This window comes from Pantoea sp. BJ2 (genome assembly GCF_040255075.1).
Taxonomy (GTDB): Bacteria; Pseudomonadota; Gammaproteobacteria; order Enterobacterales; family Enterobacteriaceae; genus Pantoea; species Pantoea leporis.
The window spans coordinates 46,393-72,754 of the sequence record NZ_CP158293.1 but is presented as its reverse complement, the minus strand read 5'-3'; the positions used below and the strand labels follow the sequence as shown (position 1 = coordinate 72,754).

The 26,362-nt window shown below is 52.1% G+C and carries 28 protein-coding genes; 15 read left to right on the top strand and 13 right to left on the bottom strand.

Annotation, left to right across the window (positions count from 1 at the left end):
• Positions 1 to 23 precede the first annotated feature (23 nt).
• The gene (locus AAF463_RS19970; RefSeq protein ID WP_350262288.1) at positions 24 to 1,664 is read left to right on the top strand and encodes an FGGY-family carbohydrate kinase; all 1,641 of its coding nucleotides are present in this window, start codon (positions 24 to 26) and stop codon (positions 1,662 to 1,664) included.
• Positions 1,661 to 2,269 carry an SIS domain-containing protein gene (locus tag AAF463_RS19965; protein ID WP_110867098.1) on the top strand — a complete coding sequence of 203 codons (609 nt, stop codon included), beginning with the start codon at positions 1,661 to 1,663 and terminating at the stop codon, positions 2,267 to 2,269. The genes AAF463_RS19970 and AAF463_RS19965 overlap by 4 nt, the downstream gene beginning before the upstream one ends.
• Before the next feature lie 110 nt (positions 2,270 to 2,379).
• Here the strand turns inward: AAF463_RS19965 and AAF463_RS19960 are convergent, their stop codons facing one another.
• Complete coding sequence (locus tag AAF463_RS19960) at positions 2,380 to 2,568, bottom strand: YjfB family protein (protein ID WP_110867097.1); 189 nt, start codon at positions 2,566 to 2,568, stop codon at positions 2,380 to 2,382.
• A gap of 611 nt (positions 2,569 to 3,179) precedes the next feature.
• Here AAF463_RS19960 and AAF463_RS19955 point away from each other — a divergent pair.
• From AAF463_RS19955 to AAF463_RS19945, 3 genes are all read left to right on the top strand, one after another.
• Positions 3,180 to 4,415: an oligosaccharide flippase family protein gene (locus AAF463_RS19955; RefSeq protein ID WP_217547831.1), complete on the top strand. Its 1,236-nt coding sequence runs from the start codon at positions 3,180 to 3,182 to the stop codon at positions 4,413 to 4,415.
• A gap of 5 nt (positions 4,416 to 4,420) precedes the next feature.
• Positions 4,421 to 5,290, top strand: a complete 870-nt coding sequence (locus tag AAF463_RS19950; RefSeq protein ID WP_350262287.1) for an ATP-grasp fold amidoligase family protein — start codon at positions 4,421 to 4,423, stop codon at positions 5,288 to 5,290.
• 251 nt (positions 5,291 to 5,541) lie between these two features.
• Positions 5,542 to 6,621 (top strand): mechanosensitive ion channel domain-containing protein, encoded by a 1,080-nt coding sequence (locus tag AAF463_RS19945; protein WP_110867095.1) that lies wholly within the window; start codon positions 5,542 to 5,544, stop codon positions 6,619 to 6,621.
• On the opposite strand, the gene AAF463_RS19940 is transcribed toward AAF463_RS19945, so the two are convergent.
• Positions 6,602 to 7,150, bottom strand: coding sequence for a GNAT family N-acetyltransferase (locus AAF463_RS19940; RefSeq protein ID WP_350262286.1), 549 nt, complete (start codon positions 7,148 to 7,150; stop codon positions 6,602 to 6,604). The genes AAF463_RS19945 and AAF463_RS19940 overlap by 20 nt on opposite strands.
• 177 nt (positions 7,151 to 7,327) lie before the next feature.
• On the opposite strand from AAF463_RS19940, the gene AAF463_RS19935 reads away from it, so the two are divergent.
• On the top strand, positions 7,328 to 7,789 hold the full coding sequence (locus AAF463_RS19935; RefSeq protein ID WP_277975190.1) for an OsmC family protein: 462 nt from the start codon (positions 7,328 to 7,330) through the stop codon (positions 7,787 to 7,789).
• A gap of 1 nt (position 7,790) precedes the next feature.
• On the opposite strand, the gene AAF463_RS19930 is transcribed toward AAF463_RS19935, so the two are convergent.
• The 3 genes from AAF463_RS19930 to AAF463_RS19920 all read right to left on the bottom strand — a co-directional run bounded on the left by AAF463_RS19930 (position 7,791) and on the right by AAF463_RS19920 (position 12,355).
• Positions 7,791 to 8,867 (bottom strand): diguanylate cyclase, encoded by a 1,077-nt coding sequence (locus tag AAF463_RS19930; protein WP_350262285.1) that lies wholly within the window; start codon positions 8,865 to 8,867, stop codon positions 7,791 to 7,793.
• Positions 8,868 to 9,039: 172 nt separating this feature from the next.
• Positions 9,040 to 10,875 (bottom strand): methyl-accepting chemotaxis protein, encoded by a 1,836-nt coding sequence (locus AAF463_RS19925; protein WP_350262284.1) that lies wholly within the window; start codon positions 10,873 to 10,875, stop codon positions 9,040 to 9,042.
• Between the two features lie 430 nt (positions 10,876 to 11,305).
• Positions 11,306 to 12,355 carry an NAD(P)-dependent alcohol dehydrogenase gene (locus AAF463_RS19920; RefSeq protein WP_350262283.1) on the bottom strand — a complete coding sequence of 350 codons (1,050 nt, stop codon included), beginning with the start codon at positions 12,353 to 12,355 and terminating at the stop codon, positions 11,306 to 11,308.
• A 111-nt stretch (positions 12,356 to 12,466) separates the two neighbouring features.
• Between AAF463_RS19920 and AAF463_RS19915 the strand changes: the two genes are divergently transcribed.
• Positions 12,467 to 12,898: a helix-turn-helix domain-containing protein gene (locus AAF463_RS19915; protein WP_110867090.1), complete on the top strand. Its 432-nt coding sequence runs from the start codon at positions 12,467 to 12,469 to the stop codon at positions 12,896 to 12,898.
• On the opposite strand, the gene AAF463_RS19910 is transcribed toward AAF463_RS19915, so the two are convergent.
• Complete coding sequence (locus tag AAF463_RS19910; RefSeq protein ID WP_350262282.1) at positions 12,840 to 13,664, bottom strand: helix-turn-helix transcriptional regulator; 825 nt, start codon at positions 13,662 to 13,664, stop codon at positions 12,840 to 12,842. The two genes, AAF463_RS19915 and AAF463_RS19910, sit on opposite strands and share 59 nt — an antisense overlap.
• Before the next feature lie 103 nt (positions 13,665 to 13,767).
• Here AAF463_RS19910 and AAF463_RS19905 point away from each other — a divergent pair, with 103 nt between their 5' ends.
• A complete protein-coding gene (locus tag AAF463_RS19905; RefSeq protein WP_350262281.1) occupies positions 13,768 to 14,655 on the top strand; it encodes an SDR family oxidoreductase in 888 nt (295 codons plus the stop codon).
• 40 nt (positions 14,656 to 14,695) lie between these two features.
• Here AAF463_RS19905 and AAF463_RS19900 read toward each other — a convergent pair whose 3' ends face one another.
• The 4 genes from AAF463_RS19900 to AAF463_RS19885 form a co-directional block, all read right to left on the bottom strand.
• Complete coding sequence (locus AAF463_RS19900; RefSeq protein WP_350262280.1) at positions 14,696 to 14,986, bottom strand: type II toxin-antitoxin system RelE/ParE family toxin; 291 nt, start codon at positions 14,984 to 14,986, stop codon at positions 14,696 to 14,698.
• 8 nt (positions 14,987 to 14,994) lie between these two features.
• On the bottom strand, positions 14,995 to 15,267 hold the full coding sequence (locus AAF463_RS19895; protein ID WP_137387115.1) for a type II toxin-antitoxin system Phd/YefM family antitoxin: 273 nt from the start codon (positions 15,265 to 15,267) through the stop codon (positions 14,995 to 14,997).
• A 104-nt stretch (positions 15,268 to 15,371) separates the two neighbouring features.
• Positions 15,372 to 16,193 (bottom strand): Cof-type HAD-IIB family hydrolase, encoded by an 822-nt coding sequence (locus AAF463_RS19890; RefSeq protein WP_101761208.1) that lies wholly within the window; start codon positions 16,191 to 16,193, stop codon positions 15,372 to 15,374.
• 121 nt (positions 16,194 to 16,314) lie between these two features.
• Positions 16,315 to 16,959, bottom strand: a complete 645-nt coding sequence (locus AAF463_RS19885; protein WP_350262279.1) for a TetR family transcriptional regulator — start codon at positions 16,957 to 16,959, stop codon at positions 16,315 to 16,317.
• 84 nt (positions 16,960 to 17,043) lie between these two features.
• Between AAF463_RS19885 and AAF463_RS19880 the strand changes: the two genes are divergently transcribed.
• Positions 17,044 to 17,718 carry an O-methyltransferase gene (locus AAF463_RS19880; RefSeq protein WP_350262278.1) on the top strand — a complete coding sequence of 225 codons (675 nt, stop codon included), beginning with the start codon at positions 17,044 to 17,046 and terminating at the stop codon, positions 17,716 to 17,718.
• Positions 17,719 to 17,746: 28 nt separating this feature from the next.
• Here AAF463_RS19880 and zigA read toward each other — a convergent pair whose 3' ends face one another.
• From zigA to AAF463_RS19865, 3 genes are all read right to left on the bottom strand, one after another.
• A complete protein-coding gene (gene zigA, locus AAF463_RS19875) occupies positions 17,747 to 18,967 on the bottom strand; it encodes a zinc metallochaperone GTPase ZigA (RefSeq protein WP_350262277.1) in 1,221 nt (406 codons plus the stop codon).
• 163 nt (positions 18,968 to 19,130) lie between these two features.
• On the bottom strand, positions 19,131 to 20,237 hold the full coding sequence (locus tag AAF463_RS19870) for an ABC transporter substrate-binding protein (protein WP_350262276.1): 1,107 nt from the start codon (positions 20,235 to 20,237) through the stop codon (positions 19,131 to 19,133).
• Positions 20,238 to 20,353: 116 nt separating this feature from the next.
• A complete protein-coding gene (locus AAF463_RS19865) occupies positions 20,354 to 21,106 on the bottom strand; it encodes an IclR family transcriptional regulator (protein WP_176973282.1) in 753 nt (250 codons plus the stop codon).
• A gap of 390 nt (positions 21,107 to 21,496) precedes the next feature.
• Here AAF463_RS19865 and AAF463_RS19860 point away from each other — a divergent pair, with 390 nt between their 5' ends.
• The 6 genes from AAF463_RS19860 to AAF463_RS19835 all read left to right on the top strand — a co-directional run bounded on the left by AAF463_RS19860 (position 21,497) and on the right by AAF463_RS19835 (position 26,314).
• A complete protein-coding gene (locus AAF463_RS19860) occupies positions 21,497 to 21,889 on the top strand; it encodes a RidA family protein (RefSeq protein WP_008109150.1) in 393 nt (130 codons plus the stop codon).
• A gap of 142 nt (positions 21,890 to 22,031) precedes the next feature.
• Positions 22,032 to 22,868, top strand: coding sequence for a transporter substrate-binding domain-containing protein (locus AAF463_RS19855; RefSeq protein WP_008109152.1), 837 nt, complete (start codon positions 22,032 to 22,034; stop codon positions 22,866 to 22,868).
• A 50-nt stretch (positions 22,869 to 22,918) separates the two neighbouring features.
• Complete coding sequence (locus AAF463_RS19850; protein ID WP_350262275.1) at positions 22,919 to 23,656, top strand: amino acid ABC transporter permease; 738 nt, start codon at positions 22,919 to 22,921, stop codon at positions 23,654 to 23,656.
• Positions 23,653 to 24,297 (top strand): amino acid ABC transporter permease, encoded by a 645-nt coding sequence (locus tag AAF463_RS19845; protein ID WP_350262274.1) that lies wholly within the window; start codon positions 23,653 to 23,655, stop codon positions 24,295 to 24,297. The genes AAF463_RS19850 and AAF463_RS19845 overlap by 4 nt, the downstream gene beginning before the upstream one ends.
• Complete coding sequence (locus AAF463_RS19840) at positions 24,294 to 25,031, top strand: amino acid ABC transporter ATP-binding protein (protein WP_008109157.1); 738 nt, start codon at positions 24,294 to 24,296, stop codon at positions 25,029 to 25,031. Before AAF463_RS19845 ends, AAF463_RS19840 begins: the two co-directional genes overlap by 4 nt.
• Positions 25,032 to 25,042: 11 nt before the next feature.
• A complete protein-coding gene (locus AAF463_RS19835) occupies positions 25,043 to 26,314 on the top strand; it encodes an alanine racemase (protein WP_350262273.1) in 1,272 nt (423 codons plus the stop codon).
• The last annotated feature ends 48 nt before the right edge of the window (positions 26,315 to 26,362 follow it).

The following is a 26,362-nucleotide window of genomic DNA, read 5'->3' as shown; positions in this document are numbered from 1 at the left end:
AGATTTTTACGAAGGGAAAAAACATGGCGACATATTTTATTGGAATAGACGTAGGAACCGGCAGCGCCCGCGCAGGCGTCTTCGATATGACCGGCCGCATGGTCGGCCAGGCCAGCCGTGAGATCACGCTGTACCGCCCGAAAGCCGATTTCGTCGAACAGTCTTCCGATGAGATTTGGCAGTCTGTCTGTAACGCCGTAAAAGACGCGGTTAATCAGGCAGATATCAATCCTATTCAGGTGAAAGGCATCGGTTTTGACGCCACTTGTTCGCTGGTGGTGCTGGATAAAGAAGGTAAACCGCTGACCGTCAGCCCTTCCGGGCGAAGCGAGCAGAACATTATTGTATGGATGGATCACCGTGCTATCACGCAGGCAGAACGCATCAATGCCACCGGCCACCGCGTGCTGGAATTTGTCGGCGGAATCATCTCACCAGAAATGCAGACGCCAAAACTGCTGTGGCTGAAGCAACACATGCCGACGACCTGGAGCAACGTCGGGCATCTGTTCGACCTGCCTGATTTTCTTACCTGGCGCGCCACGCAGGACACCACGCGTTCGTTGTGCTCCACCGTCTGCAAATGGACGTATATCGGTCACGAAGACCGCTGGGACTCGAGCTATTTCCGCCAGATCGGTCTGGAAGATTTGCTGGAAAACAACGCGTCGAAAATCGGTAGTGAAGTAAAAACCATGGGTGAGCCGCTGGGGCATGGATTAACTCAGCGCGCCGCTGCAGAAATGGGGTTGATTGCCGGTACGGCGGTTAGCGTCTCCATTATTGATGCCCACGCGGGTAGCCTCGGCATTCTGGGTGCCAGCGGCGTATCCGGCGAATCAGCGGATTTCGATAATCGCATCGCGCTGATTGGCGGGACGTCCACCGCTCATATGGCGATGTCGCGTAGCGCGCGCTATATCGGTGGGATCTGGGGGCCATATTATTCGGCGATTCTGCCGGATTACTGGCTGAATGAAGGCGGACAATCGACTACCGGCGCGTTAATTGATCATGTCATTCAGTCACACCCGTGTTATCAGGATTTGCTCAAACAGGGCAAAGACAGCGGCAAAACGATTTATGAAATTCTGAATGGTATTTTGCGCAAAATGGCGGGTGAGCCAGAAAATATCGCGTTCCTGACCAAAGACATTCATATGTTGCCCTATTTCCACGGCAACCGCTCACCGCGTGCCAATCCAACACTGACGGGCACGTTGGCTGGCCTGAAATTGTCTCGCACGCCGGAAGACATGGCGCTGCATTATCTCGCCACCATTCAGGCGCTGGCGCTTGGCACTCGTCATATTATTGAAACCATGAACCAGAGTGGTTATTGCATTGATACCATGATGGCGAGTGGTGGTGGCACTAAAAACCCGATTTTTGTGCAGGAGCATTCCAACGCGACAGGCTGCGCAATGCTGTTGCCGGAAGAGAGTGAAGCGATGTTGCTTGGCAGCGCCATGATGGGCACCGTTGCAGCGGGTGTCTATGATTCGCTGCCGGAAGCCATGGCTGCAATGAGCCGCATTGGTAAAACCATCACACCACAGACCAACAAAATCAAAGAGTATTACGATCGTAAATACCGCGTATTCCACGAGATGTATCACGACAGCATGAAATATCGTGACCTGATGCAGGGGAAAACCGAATGAATGCGGAAGAAGAATTTACTCAGGCATGTCAGGCCTGGCAGACCTATAGCGAGGAATTACTGGCGTTACAACGTAATCTTGATGCCGAAACCTGGCATCAGCTCCTGATGCTGGTTACCGGATGCCACGGTAAAATTGTTGTGACCGGTGTTGGCACCTCGGGCATTGCCGCGCGGAAAATCGCCCATATGCTGGCGTGCGTCGAGCAGCCGGCAGTGTACCTCAACGCTACCGATGCAGCCCACGGTGACCTGGGATTTATGCGCAACAACGACCTGATGATCCTGATTTCACGTGGCGGTAATTCTGAAGAACTGACGCGCCTGCTGCCGACGCTTAAAACCAAAGGCGTTGCTATCATCAGCGTGACGGAAAACCTGGACTCAGCGATTGCCGACGCCGCTACGCTGGTGGTGAAAACGCATATCCAGAGGGAGATCGACCCGCTCAATATGCTGGCTACCACTTCTATCATGCTGGTGCTGGCGGTGTTCGATGCGCTGTGCTGTAACATCATGCTGCGTAACGGCTTCGATCAGCAGCGGCTGCTCAACGTCCATCCGGGCGGAAATGTCGGCAAAATACTGCGCGAACAGGATATGTGATCGACACCTTCACCCTGTAATTTCTTCCGCTAATAACATGCCAACACTATTTAATCATTTGGGGAGTGATACCAGATCGACATCACTCCATAAAACCGTTAATGCTGACTTCAGGCAGTGGTATTAATGTTGCGCCCAATTGCAGGGTTTGCAGGCAACTGAGGAATCGAATCCAGAATGCCGCTCGCCATCGATTGCTGATTATCTAACGTCTTCTTCAGTACTAACGTGCTTATTTTATTAGCCAGTTCCATGTTATCAAGGCCGGTAGCCAGTGATGTAATTTGTGATACATCCATCTTGCTCTCCTGATTAATACGAATATTGAGTACAAAAACAGTTTTTAAAAGCCTGAAAGGCTTATCGGCATTTGCACGCATTACTTTAACGTTCATTCATAAGGCGATTCCGCAGAATCGCCCCTCAAGCCACTCACCGCATTATGAATGTCTGCGAGGCCAGCACCACAACAAAGCTCAGCTGCAGCAGGCTGTAAGCCACAGCGGTACTGACGTGGTCAGAAATCAGCCCCATGAAATAGGGCATAATCGCGCAATGAATTGCGCCGCTACACTGTGTGCTCTCGGTAATTAGCCCCGTTAAATAAAATCATGATCATCATCACAATATATAGAGTCGAACACGATTAAATAATGGACTCAATATTTGAAAAAATGCGTCATTAATCTGATTAATAAAAAAACCCTTCACTAATTGGATATCAGCAGCCACACTGTCAACCAAATTAATTTAGCCTGCAGAATAAACAGTAATATTGGGTGTTTTTTATATGAATATTTCGCAATAAAACACAACATAAATGCATATAGAAGAAAGCTTCAATTTTTGCGGATGGCTTGTAAACAGTCCTTAACGCTATCAACACAGCTATGTAGATGAGAGACATGCAATGTACTCTAACTCAATATGGATCATGTTAGAAAAGTCAGTCAATATCATCGGGCTACTATATATTAATGCGCTGATGGCAAAATACGTTGGCCCTGAAGACTATGGCAAAATAAACATTTCAACTTCTCTGTTTATATTTGTGCAAACGCTATCGTGGTTCGGCGGTCAGAACATCATCTTTAAACGCATGAGTGAAAAGAGTAAGTCTGGGATCGCATTAGCGATACACACACAAAATCAACGGCGATTTTTCTTTCTCCTGTCATCAAGCGCGGTGTTGATCTACCTCTACTTCTTCACTGACATCATTGTGTTTCTATTTGGTGTGGCAAACTGTATTGCCACTTACTACATTGTGATGGACTTCTTTTCCATCTACAACAACACGCAATTAAAATCAAAAATAAACACTATCACCAATGTGATCGGCTTATCTGTTGCCTTGTTGATTCGATTCTCGATTTCATACTTCAAAATGCCCGTGTACTACTTCACCATTCCTATTGTTATCATCCCGCTCATACCTTATTTCCTGCGTCTTATCTATTTTAACTACACCACAAAAATAAATGAGAATCGTAAAGGCGCCGGAATGTATAACCGTCATATGTTATTCACCGGCGGTGCGCTGATTTTATCAAGTCTATCGGCTGACATCTATACGCAGATATCGAGCATTTTTTTGGCAAAAATCCTTTCTTACTCAAATCTGGGCGTGTATAGCGTCGCGTTAACCATAGGAGGTGCCTGGTCATTTATCGTATTGGCATTAATAACAAGCTTCTTCTCAAAGATATACAGTGAAAAAGATCAAATCACCGTTGAAATGCTACTCATTAAAATCAACCGAATTGTCATCTTGTGTTCGCTTATAGCGTTAGCTGGATTCTACTTTTTTGGTGAATACTTCATCCATTTATTGTATGGCGATAAGTATATGGATTCCGTGAGTATCATTCCCATCATTATCATCGGCACTATGTTCTCTGCATTAGGTACAATTTGTTATCGCTATATGATCAAAGAGTCCGGATACAGTTACCTGGCTAAAAAGATGTTTTTATGTTGTGTCTTAACCATACCGCTTTCATGGCTAATGATTAATTCCTTCGGCATTAATGGGGCCGCATACTGTTTTTTGATCGTTGAGATTATGTCTTGCACTTTACTCAATTACTTCTTCAGAAATAAAACAATCATCAAAATGCATCTTAACATTTTCAAACTGAGATAATTTTAATGAAAATGATAAAACACACAGTCAAATCAGCGTTAAAAATCAGCGCATATATGTACCCAGAATTTTGCGCTAAAACACATTACTATATTAAGTTCAAGAAAAAGCTGAACTTAACCAATCCAGTCAATTTCAATGAAAAAATTCAGTGGCTCAAATTCAATGAGTTAAATGGCGATATTTATACCTTGTGCGCGGACAAGTATAAGGTTCGGGAGTATGTGATAGCGAAAGGATGTGGTGAAATCCTGAATGAACTCTACGGCGTGTATGATGACCCAATGGATATTGACTACCGCGCATTACCCAATAAATTCGCACTTAAGTGTAACCATGGCGCAGGTTACAACATAATCTGTGATAGCAAAGCATCACTGGACATTGAAAAAACCAACAGGCAACTCAGTAAATGGTTGAAGCAGGATTTCTCCTCCCATTTCATTGAGCCGCAGTATAAGAAAATTGACCGCAAAATCTTATGCGAAAAATACATTGAGAATAAACGTGGTGGATTCCCAGAGGATTATAAATTCTACTGTTTCAATGGAAAACCTTATGCGGTAATGGTGTGCATGGAGCGAGAGAAAGGCACACCTAAATTCTATTATTTTGATATGAACTGGCATCCGCTTCCCTTTGAAGATACTGTTGAATTAATCAATACCAACAGCTATCCAAAGATGCCGGAAGGTTTCAATAACATGAAAGAGTATGCGGTTAAACTGGCCGCTGATTTTAAATTTGTTCGTGCTGACTTCTACCTTCTCAACGGTAAGGTTATTTTTGGCGAATTGACATTTACGCCCTCTGCGGGACTCGATGTGACGCTGCAGGAAGCCGATGCTATTTTAGGCAGCCAGCTAAAGTTGTAGTTTCAAAGTGATTGATTTACCTCCTTTCGTGACAGGTGCGCATCAATGCGCACCCTACAAAAACCTCGCCAAACTGCCTAAGGGTCGCCATTTGTGGCGACCGATGCATACGCCACCCATCCCCTGCCTGCTACAGCGTCTATACTGATAAGTATGAATAAATAATCTGCAGATAACCGATATCAGAATGGTTACTGAATTTTTTGACTTATCTGAAAACCACGGTTGTTGGCTTAATAAAAGGGAAAGTAATGCCATTATTATTTGATGAGTTATCTGGTGCTCCAACATGGGTGCCTGCTGTTATGCTTGTCACTCTCTCACTCGCAATAGGATTTCTGGCGCGATTTATTCTCCTTAGATTTATTCGCTACTGGCAAAAACGTGACAGAAAACTGTTCAAGTCACTGGAAAAGCATCTGCGCGGGTCGCTGTTTCTGTTTATCCCTTTACTGTTAATTAGTGCTGGACTTAATTATGTTAATATCCAGCCAGGATCTCTGAGCTTTATTACCACCACCGTTAACATATTCATTATTTTATCCTTTTGTTCGGTACTTATTCGATTGATTAATGTGGCGCAGGATATGCTATTTATTCGCTATGATATCAATCTTTCGAATAACCTTCGTGCGCGAAAAATTCGCACGCAGATAATGTATGTGAAAAAAGTCGCGATTGTCGTACTGGTGACACTGTGTCTTTCGCTAATTTTGCTCAGTTTCCCTGGCGTGCGGAAATTCGGCACCACCATTCTCGCCGGTGCCGGCGTTGCCGGTATAATCATTGGCTTTGCCCTGCAGAAATCGCTGGTTAACCTGTTCGCCGGGATTCAGATCGCCTTTACCCAACCGATAAAAATTGATGATGCTGTAGTGGTGGAAAATGAATGGGGCTGGATTGAAGAGATCAACCTGACTTATGTTGTGGTGCGTATTTGGGATCTGCGTCGTTTAGTTTTGCCCATCACCTACTTTACCGAAAATGCCTTCCAGAACTGGACGCGCAATAACGCCCAAATATTAGGCTCTGTTTTTCTTTACCTCGATTATTCGATGCCATTAGATCCTCTGCGTAAGCATTTTGAAAAAGTCCTCAGTGAAACTAAACTCTGGGATCAACAAACTCAGGTGCTTCAGGTTACGGATACCACTGACAAAACCATGACCATCAGATTATTGATGACGGCGCAGAATTCCCCCACCGCCTTTGATTTACGCTGTTACGTGCGGGAAAAGATGATTGAGTTTATTCAGCAAAATTATCCGCAGAGTCTTCCTCATGTGCGGGCGACATTGACTGATGCCGGGTTTAGAGAGGCGAGTCAATGAAGTTGTTGTGGAAAATCTTATAAAGCACATGCTCAGCTAGCGCGTGATCGCCAGGTAACGCGGGATGGAGAAAGATAGTGTGTTTCTGCATCCCCAATCGCTGCATCAGCTTCTCAGATGGCGTGTTATGAGTACTGGTGAACGAAACGACCTTGGGAAGATGCAAAACATTAAACGCGTAAGCCAACGATGCCTGGGCGGCTTCTTTCGCGATTCCCTGCCCCCAGAACTTTTTATTAATACGCCAGCCAATTTCCGTGCAGGGAGAAAAATCGAAGCGATCTGGCTGCTGTGCTAAACCCACGCTGCCGACAAATTCGCCGGTGGCTTTCATCTCAACGGCCCAAAAACCCCAACCCTGGTTTGCAACAATCATCGCCTTAAATCTTGCAACGACGTTGTCGCTTTCCTGACGACTCAGCGTTTTCGGGAAATACTTCATCACTTCGGGATCGGCATTGAGTTCGGCAAAGGGTTGTAAGTCTGTTTGCTGCCATTGTCGGAGGATCAGGCGGTTTGTCTCTAACATGGTAAATTTTCCCTTAAACGTTATCCGATTCCTTAAGTTTACCTAACAGCTTTCGCTATAAACAAATTACACGGCCCCTTTCCTTTCATGAAAATCGATATCACCGATCGCAGGCGTTGTAGCAGCAATTCCTGATAGTCTGCTGATGTCATGTTCATTTTAAAAGGAGCATCAGTAATGGCAGCAAAAGAACACCATTATCAGGTCACGGTGCGCTGGACCGGCAACCGCGGCAACGGCACCGCATCTTATACCGCTTACGGTCGTAACGCGGAGCTGATTGCCGCTGGCAAAGAGACGATAGCGCTGAGCGCCGATCCAGCGTTTCGCGGGGATGCGACGCGCTGGAATCCGGAAGAGTTATTGCTGGCTTCGGCCTCGGCATGCCACAAATTGTGGTATCTGCATTTATGTTCTGACGCCGGAATTGTGGTGGAAGCTTATGAAGATGCAGCGGAAGGGACAATGATTGAGGGCACGCGCGGTCGGTTTACCAACATAACGTTGAAACCGCGCATTGCGCTGCGCGATCCGGCGGATGCGGACCGCGCGCGTGAACTGCATCATCAGGCCCACGAAGCCTGCTTTATTGCTAACTCGCTTAACTTCCCAGTGAACTGCGAACCCGAGTTCGTGTAATTCAGGCCGCGCCGGCCAGCGACGGTTGCCACAAGCGTACGCCGTTGCGTCCGGCGCGTTTCACCTCATACAGCGCTTCATCGGCATGCCGCAACCAGTGACGTATGGATTCTGCATGCGCTGCCGATGCAATACCTATACTTACCGAACAACGAAACTCCGCCGATACCGGTAAACGCACCTGCGCAATCTTTTCCTGCAAACGTTGGGCCAGCGCCACCACCGATTCGTCGCTGGCATGATGCACAATCACGCCTAGCTCATCGCCGCCAAAACGCGCTGGAATATCCTGCAATCCCACATGATTTCGCAGCAGCGATGAAATTTCCGCCAGCAGGAAATCCCCCGCTTCGTGGCCCCAGGTATCGTTTACCGATTTGAAATAATCGAGGTCTATAAGCAGTAAATAGCCAGCGCTGTCGCCACAACGCGTGCTGAGAAATTCGCTCTCCAGCCGACGTTCAAACAAGCGACGATTGGGAATCCCCAGACCGGGATCCATCAGCGCAATGCGCTCCAGCTCGCGGTTACGTTTACGCAGCTGCCAGGTGAGATTGTACGAGGTGACGCTGAGTACCAGCATGTAGCAGGTTGCCAGCGGCAGGCTCAGCCAGACAGTTCGCGTGCTGAACGCCAAATCAACGCCTGCGCCATCTACCAGCCATACCAGCACAAAGGCGCAGAGAAATGCCTGCATCGCTGCAATCAACTGGGCAGCACCGCCCGCTGCATAGCGGTCCGAGGCTAGCACCGCCATGATGACAAAGGAAGGCAGCGGACTCAGCGCCATCAGCGCTACCCAAATGCCACCAAAGGCGGCATCAAGGGTTAAGTTGTGCCGCTCGGTAGCGGTGGAATCTTCGGCCCGCAGCGCGCGCTGATAAGCCAGCCACGGCCAGAGAAACGCATTCACAAATAACAGGGCGCTAAACGCCAGGCCACGATCCCGCTCCATCAGTACCGAGAGAATCGGGAAAAAACATAACATCGTGCCGAGTTGACGCATGATAAACATGCGGCGGACGAAGCGTTGGGAGCGCCGCTTCAAATGGCTATCGTCAGGTGAGTAGTAGTTCATGCAGAGAAAGTATCAGGACGACAAGAATTGCAGTTTAACGGGAAATATCGGCGGCAGATCGCTTTATTTTAAGAATATTTACCTTGCATTTCTGCGGCCGCAAAAAAGCATTGCAAGCTGACCCAAAGAAAGACCGTGGAAGTAAATCTGGAGCTACTTCCACGCTGTTTTGCTAACGTGCAGCACCTTGCAGGCGGAACTGCGACACCAATCGCTCCAGCATCAGCGCCTGCTCTTCCAGGGAGTTCGCCGAGTGCGAAGAGGCGCTCACCAGCGTGGCGTTCTGCTGCGTGGTGGTATCCAGCTCACCCACCGCACGGGCAATTTGCTCGATTCCGCGGCTCTGTTCATCCGACGCCGCGGAAATCTCTTCCATAATTTGATTCACACGCGCAATGCTGCCGAGAATCTGATCCATGGTTTCACCGGCGCGCGCCACCTGCTGATGGCCATTGCTGATGCGTCCGACCGATTCATTGATCAACTGTTCGATGTCTTTCGCCGCCCCGGCGCTGCGTTGTGCCAGATTGCGCACTTCGCTGGCGACCACGGCAAAACCGCGTCCCTGCTCGCCGGCACGCGCGGCTTCTACCGCCGCGTTCAACGCGAGGATGTTGGTCTGGAACGCGATGCTGTTAATCACGGCGGTGATATCGGCAATCTTCTTCGAGCTGTCAGAGATTTCGCCCATGGTGTTCACCACATCACGCACCGCGATGCCGCCTTTATTGGCGTTGTACGAGGCTTCCGCCGCAATCTGACTCGCCTGTCGCGCATTGGCGGCGTTGTTTTTCACCGTGGCGGTGAGTTGCTCCATGCTGGCAGCGGTCTCCACCACCGCCGCCGCTTGTTGTTCGGTGCGTGAAGACAAATCGAGGTTGCCTTGATTAATGGCGCTGGCCGCCTGCGATACACTGCTAACGCTGCTCAGCACATCACCGATCATGCTGCGCAGCCGTTCGTTCATGCGTCCCATCGCCGAAGTCAGCTTGCCGAGTTCATCATGCCGATCGGTGGCAAACTGCGAGCTGAGATCGCCATTGGCGATGCGCTCCGCCAGTTCCAGGTTATGGAATACCGGACGCGTGATCTGACGAATGATGTACCACGCCACCAGCACGCCGAACAAAATCGCCAGACCACCAATCAGCAGCGAAATCGCCGCTGAGCCGTTGGCCAGTTCATCGTTACGCGCTTTGACGATGGTAATGATCTGTTTGATCGCTGCACTGCTCTTGTCGCCCGCCACTTTGACGGTGTCTTCCGCCGCACGCAGCTGGACATAGGCATCCGCCGCTTGCAGACTCAGGCTTTTGAATTTCTCGGTGTCCTGCCACAGTGCGGTGAATTCGCCCTGCTGTTCCGGCGGCAACTGTGCCAGCAGCGCTTTCATGCCTTGATCCGCCTGCTGGAAATGATCCTCCAGCGTTTTACGCAGCGCATCGCTGACGTTAAAACGCAGCGCCCAGGCTTCTTCGCGCACATTGCTGATGGCGAACAGCTGCTGGTAAATTTGATTGGTAAGTTCAGGATTAGTAACAGGAGTGCGAATCAGTTGGGTGTAGCGCGTAGTCATGTCTTGCTGGCTTAAAACATCAAGTTGCGAGCGCAGGCTATTCAGTTGCTGCGTGGCTTGCGTCATCGCGCCAATGCTGTTCTGGAAACTGGCGAGGTGCGTTCCCAGTTCATCCACCCGCGCTCTGGCACCTTCCGACCATGAAAGTTGCTTCGCATCGCTGGTGAGTTGCTGCGCATGCGTGACGTAATTTGCCATTACCTGGCCGGATTTGTCATCGCCATACAGATATTTGAGGCGGTTAATTTTGGCCTGGAACACTTCAATGTTGATGTCATAAATCAGGTTGGTTTTCTGATAGATGTCATGAATGGCGTTAAAGCGCTGCACGCTTAATCCGGTTGCCAGCGCCACTAACAACAGCACGATGCCGAATCCTGCCGACAGCTTACGCGAGATGCGCACGTTACGTAATCGGGATACCAGCCCCATCTTCCCTGCTCCTGCGTTAATTATTTTTGTATGGTTTGTAAGGGAGTTATCGGAGGGTTGCGGGAAATGTTTATTCAGGATGGTGCAAAAAGTGATTGCAGGATGTGACGTGCTATTGAGAGCAGTACGCAAAATTTAGGGGCAAACCTGTTGCGCTAACTTGCTGAAACCTAGACGGGGTGGTAATCCCATCACCCACGACTTTACTTTTTTTCCTGACTAACCCAAATCAGCTCGTCAGCAAAAGTTTGCTCTACTGGTTAGCATTTCACATTAAAGTATGTTGTAACTATATGAGCTAAAATCTACGTTTGTCGAAATTATTGGTCTGGCTTGCTTTAAAATTCAATGATATCAGCAGTTTGTGTCTCAGCGAAGATGGCGATTTCAGGATGAATTCGCCTGCGGAAAAGCGCAGGCGTTAATGGTTTTACCAGCGTGTCGCTTGCATATCGATAACGAAACGATACTTAACATTGCCCTTCAACATGCGCGCGAAGGCTGTTTCGATCTCTTGACCGGCAATCACTTCAATATCAGCAGTGATATTGTGCTTGCCGCAGAAATCCAGCATCTCCTGAGTTTCCTGAATGCTGCCAATTGATGAGCCGCTAATGCTCAAACGACGATTTACCATCGGCGTCACATTTGGAGACTGGTGCGGTTGCTCCGGGATGCCCACCAGCACCAGGCGACCGTTGGTTTTCAGCGTGGCAAGGTAAGGATCGAGATCGTGCGGAGCCGAGACGCAGTCTACGATGAAATCCAGTGAAGTTTGCGCGGCGGCCATCTGCCCGGCGTCACGTGAAACCACCACGCGCGTCGCACCCAAGCGCAGCGCATCTTCACCTTTGCCGGGTGAAGTGGTGAAAAGCGTGACTTCCGCGCCCATTGCGCTCGCCAGCTTAACTGCCATATGCCCTAATCCGCCCAAACCGACTACGCCGACTTTATCGCCGGCTTTTACGTTAAAGTGACGCAGCGGCGACCATACGGTAACGCCCGCACACAACAGCGGTGCAACGCCAGCCAGTGGCAAGGTTTGCGGTACGGACACCACAAAGTGCTGATCGACCACCACATTCTGCGCATAGCCGCCCCACGTGCTGTCGCCGGTGTATTTGTCGATGCCGTTATAGGTCGCCACAAAGCCGGATTCACAATATTGCTCTTCTTGCTGCTGACAGAAATGGCATTCGCGGCAGGAATCGACCATTACGCCGACGCCAACTACATCACCGGCTTTGAAATTCGTTACGTCCGCGCCGGTTTCAACAACGCGTCCGACAATTTCATGTCCCGGCACCAGCGGATAGCGGCTGACCGCCCATTCGTTACGGGCCATGTGCAGATCCGAATGGCACACACCGCAATACAGAATTTCAATTTTGACATCCTGCTGTTGCAGCGGTCGCAATGCAATCTGGCCTGAAGAGAGCGGTTGGACCGCGTCGTGCGCGACTAATGCATTGATTTTCATAGGGCCTCCGAAATGAGTTGGCTTTGGCTAGCTGAAGGCGGCAGACTATAGTGAACATGGTGCAAAATTGATAGTAGTTACCTTTTGGTAACCATTCAGGAGACGAGAACTATGCCCGCGATGGTAGACGGTAAACTGTTTTTTTATGCGGATTCGCCGCCGCGACGGTTAATGGATCTGTTTTCGGTGAAATGGAGCAGCATGGTTCTGCATGCGCTCTATCATTGGCCTAACCATCGCGCGCGCACTGGCGAGCTCCAGCGCAGTCTGCAGGGAATTTCGAAGAAGATGCTGTTTCAGACATTGAAAGAGCTGGAGCAGCGCGGGCTGATTGCGCGTCACGTTTATGATGTGGTGCCGCCGAAAGTCGATTATCGCCTAACACCGCTCGGCATGACGTTCGCGGCACCGATCGAGCAGATGTATCAATGGGGGCTGGAGAATCAGGCGGCGCTGGATGAGATGGAAGCCCACTTTCGCGCCGCTACGGACGTGCCATCAGCCGCGCCACACATTCCCGATCGTGCTGCTGACGCGGATTAAACACCACCAGGCTTAAACCCGGTTTACCTTCAACCGCAAAGGTGCTGTATTCCATCTCAAGTACGCCTTCGTCCGGCAGCCACAGCTGTTTAATACCTTCGCCATGCTGACTCACTTCCTGTGATTGCCACAGCTGGCGGAAGGTGTCGCTCATCTCGCACAGCTCCTCCACCAGCGCGCGCACATGCTCGCTGGCGCCGGTGCGCGCCACATCTGCGCGGAAGTTGGCCACCATGCCGCGTGTCACTTTATGCCAGTCCGGCAGACGCTTTTTCATCTCCTCGTTGCGAAACATCATCAGCAGTATATTGCGCTGGGCAGGCGGCAGTTCGGCGTAATCGACAAACACTTTGGTTGCCGCACGGTTCCACGCCACCACTTGCCACTCTGCGGTTTTGACCAGCGCTGGCGTGTTCTCCATGCTGTCGAGCACGCGCTGCAGCGATGGCGAAACATCCACGCCCGCCTGCCATGTCACGCCAGGCAGACGATTTTGCGCCAGCAAAAACAGATGATCGCGCTCGGCGGCGCTCAGCTCTAATGCGCGGGCTAAGCGTTCCAATACTTCTTCCGATGGCGCGCCGCCTCTGCCCTGCTCCAGCCACGTATACCAGGTAGTGCTGACACACGCGCGCACCGCAACTTCTTCCCGGCGCAGGCCCGGCGTGCGGCGACGAAGTAGAGTGTAACCAAGTTTCGCCGCATCCAGCCGCTGGCGACGTTCACGCAGATAGTTGCCGAGCAGGTTGTCATCTTGGGGAGTCATGCCTTTATCCTGTTAGTGCGTATACCTGTATAAGCTCACGACTTTTCGTCGCGTTGCAGACTTTTATGATAGTGCTTCAACTTTGAAAAAGTGGAGCACCAATATGCGAATTTTTGTGACCGGGGCGAGCGGCTTTATCGGTTCCGCCATTGTAAAAAAACTCCAGGCGCGCGGTTATCAGGTGCAAGGTCTGGCGCGCAGCGAAGTTTCCGCAGAAAAACTTCAGCAGCAAGGTGTGCAGGTAATTCGCGGCGATCTGCAAGATCTCGACGGCCTGCGTAAGGCGGTCGAACAGAGCGATGGCGTGATCCACGCAGGATATATTCATGATTTCAGCCGCATGGATCATGCCGCCGAGGTCGACCAACGCGCGATTCTGGCGATGGGTGACGTATTGGCAGGTTCAGATCGCCCGCTGATTGTCACCACCGGCACCGCGCTGGTGTCGCCGGGACGTCTCGCAACCGAACAGATTCAACCAGCAGCGGGCGCGCATCCACGTTCCAACTCCAACGTCGCCGCGCTGGCGCTGGCCGACAGCGGTGTGCGCGTGGCGCTGGTGCGTTTACCGCCAACCGTACATGGCGCAGGCGATCACGGATTTATTCCGATGATCATCAATATGGCAAAGGAAAAAGGCGCAGCGGTGTATGTCGGCGAGGGTGAGAATCGCTGGCCCGCGGTGCATCGCGATGATGCCGCTGAACTGTTTTGCCTCGCGGCTGAAAAAGCTGAGCCGGGCGCGATTCTGCATGCAGTACAGGAAGAAGGGGTGCCATTCCGGCAGATTGCCGAAACCATCGGCACCGGATTATCACTGCCGGTGAAAAGCCTGACGCTGGAAGAAGCAAAAGCGTGGTTAGGCTGGATGGCATTTTTCGCGTCAACTGACAATCCGTCATCCAGCGCGTGGACGCGTCAGACGTTTAATTGGCAGCCGAGCGGGCCGGGGTTATTGCAGGATATGCGCGAGGCGGGATATTTCAGTTAGTGAACCCGTGATGAGTTCTCAAGATCATTGACTTAAAACGCTAAGAGAAATACTTACCCACATCATCACGCTGATGAATAACAGCGAGCACTTCAATTCCACCGGGCACCAGACGATAGAAAATCATGTGGGAGCCGCTAGGGAAACTCAAAATATTCGGGCCAAGTTCGTCACGTTTACGGCCTGTGCCCGGATTTTTATCTAAATGACTCAAGGTGTTTTGCATACCCTGAACATGGATTTGCGCTGTCATTGGCCCATACGTTTTATGCGAATGTGCATTGATGTCTCTGACCTGCTTTCTTGCTGGTCCGGTAAAAATGACGGTCATCCCTGGGTTTACTCCCCGGCAGATTTGATTTCTTCAGCAGTCAGTGGACTAAAAACATCTTCCATAGTGTAAACATCGCCTCGCTCGGAAGCAGCAATAGACTCGGTGAGCATATTGCGAAGATTCTCCAGCTTATGTGCTTCCAGCGCGTTGTAATCGTCCACTGACATAATGACAAATTTTGGATTGCCATTTTTGGTAATGCCGACAGGCTCGCGTGTCGCTTTGTTGAGAACTTCGCCAAACTGGATTTTGGCTTCGCTGGCTGTAAAGCTATACATAATCCCACCTATTTTGGTCAAATCGTACCGATTCGCACCTATATTAGTTCTCGCGATGCTCTATTACAATCACAACTTTGACCATTGTCGACACCTCCAAAACATCAGCCAAACGGCACTTCGCGCGCCAAAATGCGAGCGATCACGTTAAGCGCGCCTTCGTCATTGTTGCTTTCGGTTCTGTAACGCGACACGGCGCTGACTGGCGCGGCGGCGTTCGCCATTGAGAAGCTGTAGCACGCCTGACGCAACATTTCGATGTCATTGGCGCTGTCGCCTATCGCCACCACTTCACAATCATCAATGCCCCATTTTTCCTGCAGCAGCGCGATGCCATGCGCTTTGTGGCAGCCGGGAATGATCAAATCCACAAACCCAAAACCACTGGAAACCGGATGCATGATGTTTTCAATCGCGCCCAACTCAGCGTGCAGACGTTCCATCAAGGCATCAACGCCTTCGTGCGCCAGATTCAGCGAGAACTTAAAGATGGTGTCGTCGATATCGTAAAGATTGTCGCGCTTTTCCAGACGATGATAGTGATTCGCCAACATGGCAATCACTTCGTCGGACATTGAGGTGTGCACGTACGCGCCGTTGCGGCCACAGACCACGGTGCTGATGTCCGGCTCTTTAGCGAGGATGTCGAGGATTTGATGCACGCGCTCCTGCGCCAGTTCGCCGCAGAAGATCTCTTCATTACTGTCAGAAACCCAGGCGCCGTTTTCCGCAACAAAAGCGATCTCGTCTTTGATATCAGGAAAGTAGCGCAGCAACTGATAATACTGATTGCCGCTGGCGACCACGAAACGAATGCCCTTCTCTTTCAGCAACGCATACTGACGCGCAAAGCGCTGCGCGTTGTATTGTTTGTTGTCATCGAGAAAAGTGCCATCCATATCCACCGCAATCATCTTCACTGCCATTTTGCTCTCCCGTTTGCTCATTCGGCTCAATAAAGTTTTGTTAAGCTTACTCGCGGTGTGGATTATTGAGAATGTGAATAATGAGTTTGTTAACCGCTTTCAGAGATTTCCAGTCCATCTTTTACTGTAAATCGGCGCCTTTTTCCCTGATCCAGGCACAAAACATCGCCGCCATCTCTTGCGCGTAAGCCTGAATCTCAGCTGGCGTGCGCGGCGATTCGGAAAAATGTTTTCCAACATTGCCCAGCGTACTGTTCAATAAATCTGCGGTGCGCGCCCGTTCGTCATCCTCTGAATGCGGTAATACTTCACGCAGAAAATCACTGATGACGTTTTCACCCGCCGCGCGCGCTTCCTGCACTTCCGGCGCATCACGATACAAAGGTGCGGCGTCATTCAGCGCGGTGCGCATCGCCGCCTCTTCACATTCCGAATGCAAAAACGCCAGTGTGAGATCGTGCAGTCGTTGACGCGGCGTGTTGGCGGTATTGCGCAGAATCGCACCTAACAAATCGCTAGTGCGTAGCCATTCTTCGCTTTGTAATCGGAAAAGAATAGCTGCCTTATTGGGAAAATATTGATACAGCGATCCAATACTGACGCCCGCGCGTTCCGCCACCCGCGCCGTGGTGAAACGCGCGGCGCCTTCCAGCTCCAAAACCTGAGTAGCCGCCTGCAAAATGGCGGAAACCAGCTCGCTGGAACGCGCCTGCCTGGGTCTTTTTCTCTGTGAAATCTTAATGTTACGTGGTTCAGTCACTATCATCTCCTGAACACGAATAGTGAAATGCGAATGATTCATCGTATTCTGTTGGCACAGCAAAATCCATTTGTCTGCACGGAGAACAACATGAATACCTTAACCTCTGCGCCACTGGCGCCGCTGCTGAATTACCTGTTTGAGCTGGCCGATAATATGGCGCATCCAACCAATAATGCCTTCAGAACCATGACTGACGCCGAGCAACATCGCCTGCTACACAGCAAAACCGATTACCTGGAACTTTATGGTTATCTAAAAGAGGTGCCGTTAGCGGTATCGCGTGAAACCGGCAAGTTGCTGTATATGCTGGCGCGCAGCAGCAATGCCAAAACCATCGTTGAATTTGGCACCTCATTCGGCATTTCCACGCTGCATCTGGCGGCGGCGCTGCGCGATAACGGCGGCGGTAACATCATCACCTGCGAGTTTGAACCGGGGAAAGTGGCGTTAGCTCGTAATCATTTCGCCGATGCCGGCGTCAGCGATTTGATTGAGGTGCGCGTGGGCGATGCGTTGCAGACATTGAGCCGCGATCTACCGGCCACCATCGATATGCTGGTGCTGGACGGTGCAAAAGCGATTTACCCGGAGATTGTAACGTTGGTGCAGCCGTTTTTGCGTCCCGGCGCGCTGATTGTTGCCGACGATGCCGACTTCAGCCCGGAGTATCTGGAGCTGGTGCACAGTAATCGTGGTTTTATGTCGCTGCAGTTTAACGATGGGGTTGAGGTGTCGATGTGGGTTGGGAATGAGTCATTATGAAGGTCGCCAGGAATGGCGACCTGACTAATCAGTTAAACCATGGCTGGAACGGGTCGGGGAATTCCACCCAGTTATCGGGTCCGAGCGCCATTTCCTCATCGGTTAACAGCGCCTCTTCCAGTTTGCTTCGCAGCGCGTTTTCATCCATTTCTATGCCGATAAACACCAGTTCCTGTCGCGCGTCGCCGCTGCCGTCAACCCAGTTTTCTAAGATGTAGCCAAGGTTTTCCGCATCTTCCGGCCAGCGATCTTTTGGCACGCTGGCCCACCACAGGCCGGCTAAACCCTGACGCGATACGCCGCCTGCCTGCGACCATGAACCGGCATGACGCGGACGGCTGGCGAGCCAGAAGTAGCCTTTGGAACGCACCACGCCGTGCATCTCATTTTCAATGAAGTGAGCAAAGCGCATCGGATGGAATGGACGACGCGCGCGGAACACGAAGTTACGAATGCCGTACTCTTCGGTCTCGGGCGTGTGTTCTCCACGCAACTCCTGCAGCCAGCCCGGCGCCTGCGCGGCGGCATCAAAATCAAACAAACCGGTGTTGAGCACCTGATCCAATCCCACTTTGCCGAATTCAGAGTTGATAATGTTGGCGCGCGGATTGAGCGACGTCAGGATCGCCATCAGCCGCGCTTTTTCCGTCTCGTTAATCAGGTCAGTTTTGTTAAGAATCAGTACATCGCAGAACTCGATTTGATCGACCAATAAATCCACCACCGTGCGCTCATCCTCAGCGCCCAATGATTCTCCGCGCGACTGAATGCTCTCATTCGATTCATAGTCACGCAGAAAGTTAAAGCCATCGACCACCGTCACCATGGTGTCGAGCGAGGCAACTTCAGACAGACTCTGCCCCTCTTCATCGGCGAAGGTGAAGGTCTCCGCCACCGGCAACGGTTCAGAAATGCCGGTCGATTCGATCACCAAATTATCGAAGCGGCCATCTTTCGCCAGACGATTGACCTCCAGCAGCAAATCTTCACGCAATGTGCAGCAGATGCAGCCGTTACTCATTTCCACCAGCTTTTCGTCGGTGCGCGACAGCTCTGCCCCGCCCTCGCGCACCAGCGCGGCATCGATATTCACTTCCGACATATCATTGACGATCACCGCCACACGACGCCCTTCGCGGTTATTGAGAATATGATTGAGCAGCGTGGTTTTACCTGCGCCGAGAAAGCCGGAAAGCACGGTGACGGGAAGTTTTTTGAAACCATCCTGATTTTGGGTTAATGCTGACATAGCAACTCCTCTGAATGACAAGGTTCACAAGACGTATAGGCATACGCGCAATGGTGTTTTTAGTTATGTTATAACATAACAATTAACGTTGTCATTGAGGAATGTTAATGGAGCGGATTGGTCGCCATAAATGGCGACCTTACGGCGACGGGGAAACCTGCGATTACTGGTTGTCGGGATAACTCAAATCGATGGCGTTATCCGGCAACGTGGTGAAATTTTTAACGATGGTGCGGAAATCCGCGTTCGGTTTGAGATCGGCAAACTGTTGCGGATAGAGATCTTTCGCCAGAATTTCCATGCCGATGATATTGTACGGATGATTATAGAAGTGGTGGTACACGCCATATACGCGGCCCTGTTTCACCGGCTCGATCTGCGCCAGGCCGGTGCGCTTCAGCAGCGTCTGGAAGGTGGCTTTCACCTCTTCCGGCTGCACGCCATAACCAAACGGCAACACATTAGCGTTTGGACGTTTCGATCCGGTCATGATGTAGACATCCGGTTTCATGGCGATGATTTTTTCCAGCGCCACAAATCCGGCATTGCCCGGCAGCAGTTCAGAGCCGATATTTTTGCCGCCTACCGCTTCCACCAATCCGCCCCAGCCATTGTGGCTGTGCGTAAAGCAGCAGTTGTCGCTATTCCCGGCTATCGGCTCGATAAACACCGTTGGCTTCTCTTTTACTTGCGCCACGCCTTGGGTGATGCGCGCGAATTTCTGCTGATAGAAATCGGTATAAGCCCTGGCCTGGCTTTCGCGGTTCAGCACTTTACCGAGCAGCGTCACGCTCGGCGCGGTGTTCTGCGCGGGATGCAGTTCATAATCCAGGAACACCACCGGGATATGCAGATTTTGCAAGGTGCCGAGCACGCCCGATTGCTGTAACGCCGGTTTGGCGCGCAGTTGCGCAATCATCAAATCAGGTTTCTGCGCCAGCACGCTTTCGAGATTGACCTGGCCCTGATCGTTAAAACCCATATCGACGATTTTCGTCGCTTTCGGCCAGCGCCCTTTCAGTACATCCCAGGTTTGCGTGTCCTGTTTTTTCGGCAGATTGTTCCACGCCACCACGCGCTTAAACGGATCGTCGCGATCCAGCAGCGCCAGCGTCAGAATGTCGCGCCCATCCTGCAATATGATGTGCTGCGGCTCTTTGTTGATGGTTTGCGTGTTGCCGTCCATGTCGGTGACGGTCAGCGGATACGTGGAGGCAGCCGCCGCCGTTGAAGCCAGTAATCCCATTGCCAAAAGCAGGCGCGTTTTCATGCCAAAACTCCGTGGTAAAAAGAATAGTTATTATTATCAATTACCTTAACACAACCTTAAGTGGCGAGAATAAACGCCACTTCAATCAGTTGTAACAGAGTTTTATGGGGATGATGTTAGGTGAAATCAGAGAGTTTTTGTCCGGAAGTGATCAGTTCCTGCAGCAGCATCTGGCGACGCTCCTGCGGCGTATCGCGGCTGACCATAAAACAGATTGCCGCCACCGCCTGACCGCTGCGCGAACGGATCGGCGCCGCCATGCAGCAGGTAAAGCTTTCCGACAAGCCTTCGGTCATGCAGTAACCGAGTTTTCCAGCGTGATGAATTTCATCAAGAAACGCCTGCTTATCGAGGATCTGGCCGCTGGCGAGGCGATAATCCTCCTCCGGGATCAAATCCAGAATCGCGCTGTCCGACCAGTTACTCAGCAGCAAACGCCCGGTCGCGGTCCAGGTAATCGGCACACGCACGCCGATATCCGAAGTGATTTTGAACGGATGCGCATTGCTCTCAGAGAGCACCACGGTGTATTTGTTGCCCTCCAGCATGCAGAGCTGCACGGTTTCACCGTGGCGCGCCACAATCTCCACCATGAGTTGATGCGCCCGACGGATCAGATCGTTATGCGCCATATAATCCGCACCGTAATAGTGCATCTCACGGCCAAAGAACACTGCGCCTTCGGCATCCAGCTCCACCAAACCGGCTTCACTTAGCAGGCTGACTAATTCATAGATGCTGGAACGGGGTGCGCCGGTGGCGTCGATCAACGCGCGCATCGACATCGGCTGACGTGCGCTGTGCAATTGCCGAAAGATATCAATAACCCGGTCAACTCCGCGCGCCCGCGAGGGTTTTTCGTCCGGCATAAACTCACTCCTTGATGGCATGGGTACAACAGCTAAAGGCAATGAAAGAAGGGCATGATACACCGCGCATCGGCTTTTACCCATCCCGGATTAAATAAATATTAATTACCTGCCATTAATTAGCACGATCAATTTTGGTGCCTCATTATGGCGCAATACGCTCACTCAACGTTTTTAAAACTACGATAACGATCACACTACAATATAAAAACAAATAAAAGTTAATTTTATTTTGCGATCCCGACGACATCACAAAAAATTAAATCGCTGTGCACATATTGCAAAAGAAAATTTCCTGTGCAAATCTTGCCCTATCCAGTATTGCAGATAGCAGTCTGGTATATCAGACAACACAGTAAGCAGATTTTGCTGCAACAGGAGCAGAAAGGGATGACGATTAAACGTTATGGCGTAGAAGGCGGAACCGGTACCGGCGGGCAGAAACTGCCGTTTGCCCGCGCGGTGGAAGCCGATGGCTGGCTCTACATCTCCGGCCAAACGCCGATGCGCGACGGTGAAGTGGTGGAAGGTGGCATCATCGAACAGACGCAGCTGGCGTTCGAAAACTGTCTCACCATCATGCGCGAAGCCGGTTATCGCGTCGAGGATGTGGTGCATGTCACTGCGGTATTAACTGATGCGCGTTATTTCAGTTCATTTAATAAAGTATTCAGTGAGATATTTAGCGGAAATCCCCCGGCGCGTATTTGTAGCGTGCAGGATTTAGTCGTCGACTGCAAAGTCGAAGTCGATATGAAATGCTTCCGCGCCGATCGTAAATAAATATTACGGTTAAAACAGGCTGGCGAATGTTTACTTTCTCCGCCCACACCAGGACAGCCTGTTATTAATTGATGCCTTTCTATTTTGCTGTGAAATAACGGTATTACACCGTCTCGTCAAAATTTCTAAAGAGAGCATAACAATGAAGACAACATCGCTAAAAGTGAGCCTCAACGCGCTAGCCGGCGCGCTGGTATTACTGACGCTGGCGGGCTGTACGCCAACCGAAGAGAAAAAAGAAGCGGGTGCCGCGCCGCAGTCAGCGCTGCAAACCGTATTGCAACGTGGCACGCTGCGCGTCGGTGACTGCCTGAGTTTCGCCCCGTTCGGTTTTTACGATAAAGACGGTAACCCGGACGGCTACGATGTTGATCTCGCCAAAGCGCTGGCCAAAGAGATGGGCGTGAAACTAGAAATGGTCAACACCACCAGCGCCAACCGCATTCCTAATCTGCAAACCAATAAAGTGGATGTGGTGTTCTGCAACTTCACCCGCAATCTGGAACGCGCCAAAGAGATCGGCTTCACCAACCCGTATGTGGTGGCGAGTGAAGCGATGCTGGTGCGCAAGAACAGCGGCATCCAGTCCGCACACGATATGGGCGGCAAAACCATCGCCACGGTAAAAGGCTCGACCAACGGTGACGAAGTGCGCAACCTGGGCATTGACGTGAAGATTCAGGAGTACGACTCATCGCAGGCTGCCATCCTCGCGGTGAAACAGGGCCAGGCTGATGCGATGATCGAGGATAACAACTTCCTCGCCTATCAGGCCAAGCTCGACCCAACGTTAACCGTGACCAATGAAGCGCTGGTGCCGCTGGAATACAACGCCTTTGGCGTGAAGCAGGGCGATCAGGTCTGGACCAACTATCTCAACGAATTCCTGTTTGAAATTAACGCCTCCGGTGAAAACGCCCAGCTGTATCAGAAATGGTTCGGCAACAAACCGCGTTATCCGCTGAATCCGCAATATTGATCCCCACGTGGCGCGGCAACTGCTGCTGCGCCGCCCGAAGGAGCAGAACCATGAGTTATCAATGGCTAACCCTGTGGCGCTACGCCGACACTTTTCTTGCCGCCGCGTGGCTCACCTTGCAAGTGACATTGCTGGCGTTTGCGCTGGCAGTGGCGCTCGGTTTGCTCTCGGCAATGGCGAAAGCGTCGCCGCTGGCCCCGCTGCGCTGGATCAGTCACTGCTACGTTGAGTTCATCCGCAACACGCCGGTGCTGCTGCAGATTTTCATCATCTTCTTTGGTCTGCCGTCGCTCGGCATCACCATGAGCGCCTTTACCGCTGGCGTGCTGGCGCTGGGGATTAACGTCGGAGCCTATCTGTCCGAAACCTTCCGCGCGGGGATTCAATCGGTACCGAAAGGCCAGCTTGAAGCCGCGTGGGTGCTGGGCATTCCACGTCGTCAGGTTTTTCTTACCGTAGTGCTGCCGCAGGCGGCGCGCGCGGTGTGGCCCGCCATTATCAACAACCTGATTCAGCTGCTGCTCGGCACCTCTTTGCTGTCTGCGATTGCGTTGCCCGAACTGACCGGCACCGCCACGGTGATTAACGCGCGCACGCTGCTGTATATCCAGACATTTAGCGTCGTTGCCCTGGTCTATCTGGTGCTGAGCAACCTGTTCTCCTGGCTGGGAACGATGGCAGGACGGCGCATGTTCCACCCGCCGCTGGTGACCCCGGTAAAAAAGTCCGCCTGGTGGTGGGCAAGAAAATGGCTGACTAATCCAGTGAAACGGGAGAACGCGCTATGAACGAGTTAATCATCAGTTCGTTACCGATTCTGCTGAAAGGGCTCGGTATTACGCTGCTGCTGTCAGTGGCTGCGATCATTGGCAGCACGCTGCTGGGTTTACTGGCGGCGGTGTTGCGCACCAGCCGTTTGCCGGTCTTAAAGCAAATTGCGGTGATCTACACCGAACTGTTTCGCGGCACGCCGGTACTGATCACGCTGATGTTCATCTACTTCGGCGTCGCCTATTTCGGCTATGACATCAACCTGTTTGCCGCCGGTATTCTTGGCCTGAGCATCTATCAGGGCGCGTATATCGCCGAAGTGTTTCGCGCGGGTATCGAAGCGGTGCCGAAAGGCCAGTGGGAAGTGTCATGGATTTTGGGCCTGTCGAAGCGTCAGACCTTTATAAGCGTGATCCTGCCGCAAACGCGCGGCATCGTGCTGCCGCCGCTGGCGGGCCAGTATCTTTCCCTGATCAAAGACACCTCGATCGTCAGCATGATCGGCATGTCCGAACTGATGCATCAGGGCCAGGCGATTGTCGATCGCATCGGTCAGCCGGTGGTGGTTTACGGTCTGGTCGCCCTGCTCTACTTCGCCGTCTGCTTCCCGCTTTCCCGTTGGGTTCAACATCATCAAACCAGGAGCCAAATCTCATGAGCAAATCCGCCATTACCTTAAGCCGGATAACCAAATCGTTTGGCGCAACCCAGGTGCTAAAAGAGATCAGCCTGGATGTTTCACCTGGCGAAGTGCTGGTGCTGATTGGCGCGTCCGGCTCTGGCAAAAGTACCGTGCTGCGCATCATGAGCGGGCTTGAAGTGGCCGACGGCGGTGAAGTGTGGGTCAATGACGTGCCGCTGCACCAACGCAAGCGCGCCAGCGAAATCTGCGGTCACGTTGGCATGGTGTTCCAGCAGTTCAACCTGTTCCCACACAAAACCGCACTCGGCAACGTCACGCTGGCGCTGATCAAAGCGCAAAAGCTGTCGGAAGCCGAAGCCAATAAGCGCGGCATGGCGGCACTGACGCGCGTCGGACTGGCCGAGCGCGCGCATCACTATCCGGCGCAGCTTTCCGGTGGTCAGCAGCAGCGCGTGGCGATTGCCCGTGCGCTGGCAGTAGAACCAAAAATCATGTTCTTCGATGAAGCCACCTCGGCGCTGGATCCAGAACTGGTGGGCGAAGTCATGGAAGTGATGCGCAGCCTGGCGCGTGAAGGCATGACGATGGTGGTGGTGACGCACGAAATGGGCTTCGCGCGCAAAACCGCTGACCGCGTGGTGTTTATGGATCAGGGCGTGATTGCCGAGCAAGGTTCGCCCGAGCAGATTTTCGTCAATCCGCAGAACCCGCGCACTCAGCAGTTCTTATCACGCGTACTTGAGCACTAACAGGAGGATCTATGTCGATTCGCTTTCCGCTGCAGGCGGATGGATTACTGGATGCGCAGCAAACCGCGCCACGTTTTAAATCGGTTGCCGGAGCCGGCGAGTCGCCGCTGGCTCTCGGCACGGCGGTGCTGAGCAGCGATCAGGTGTTTTCGCCGCTGATGATCATGAAACAGTCGGCGCTGGAGAATAACCTGCGTCAGCTGGCAGACTTCTGCCGCGAAAACGGCGTGATGCTGGCCGCGCACGGGAAAACCTCGATGTCACCCGCCATTCTGCGCCGCGCGATAAGCGAAGGTGGCGCGTGGGGTTTGGGTGCCGCCACGCCTGCGCAGGTGCGTGCGCTGCGCCAGTTCGGTATCCGCAATGTGTTTCTTGCCAACGAGTTGGTCGATCCGGCTGGCATTCGCTGGATTGCGCAATGGCAGCAGCAGCATCCCGATCACGGCTTCCTGTGCTACGTCGATTCGCTGCAGGGCGTGAAGCTTTTGGCGCAGCACCTCGGCGACAGCCAGATTTCGGTGCTGCTGGAGATGTCGGTGAGCGGCGGCCGCACCGGCTGTCGTTCTCAGCAAGATGCGGTGGCGATTGCCGAAGCGATCGCAGCCTGCCCGGCGCTCAAGCTGGTGGGCGTGGCCGGATATGAAGGTGCGCTCGGCGCAGGCCGCGATGAAAGCGGCATTCAGCGCGTGAAGGATTACTGCCAGATGATGATCGCTACCGCTGAATTGCTGGCGGAAAAGCAGCTGTTTGCCAGCGATCACATCATCCTCAGCGCCGGTGGCGGTGCCTGGTTTGATGTGGTGACGGCATGCTTCACCGCAGCGAAACTGCCGCTGCCGATCACGCCGTTGATCCGTTCCGGGGCCTATATGGCGCACGACAGCGGATTGTATGCGCGCATCGCGCCCTTTGCCCAGCCGGGCGCGACGCATCATTTTGCTGCCGCGCTGGAGATTTGGGGCCGCGTGTTATCGCGTCCGGAGCCGGGATTGGCATTCGTGGATTTTGGTCGCCGCGATGTCCCGTTCGATCAGGATCTGCCGAATCCGTTATGGGTCCGCAACGCCGATGGCAGCGTGCCACGCAAGGCGACGCATTTGCGTATTAGTGATGTGAACGATCAGCATGCTTATCTGTTATTGCCGGAGGATGAGCCGCTGCAGGTGGGCGATTGGGTCGGCTGCGGTATCTCGCATCCTTGTACCGCCTTTGATAAATGGCGCTATCTGCCGCTGGTGGATGATGATTATTGCGTCACAGATTCACTGGAAACAGCGTTTTGATGGGTAATTAGTCGGTGTTCGTAGCGGGGCAATTTATTGCGCGATAAA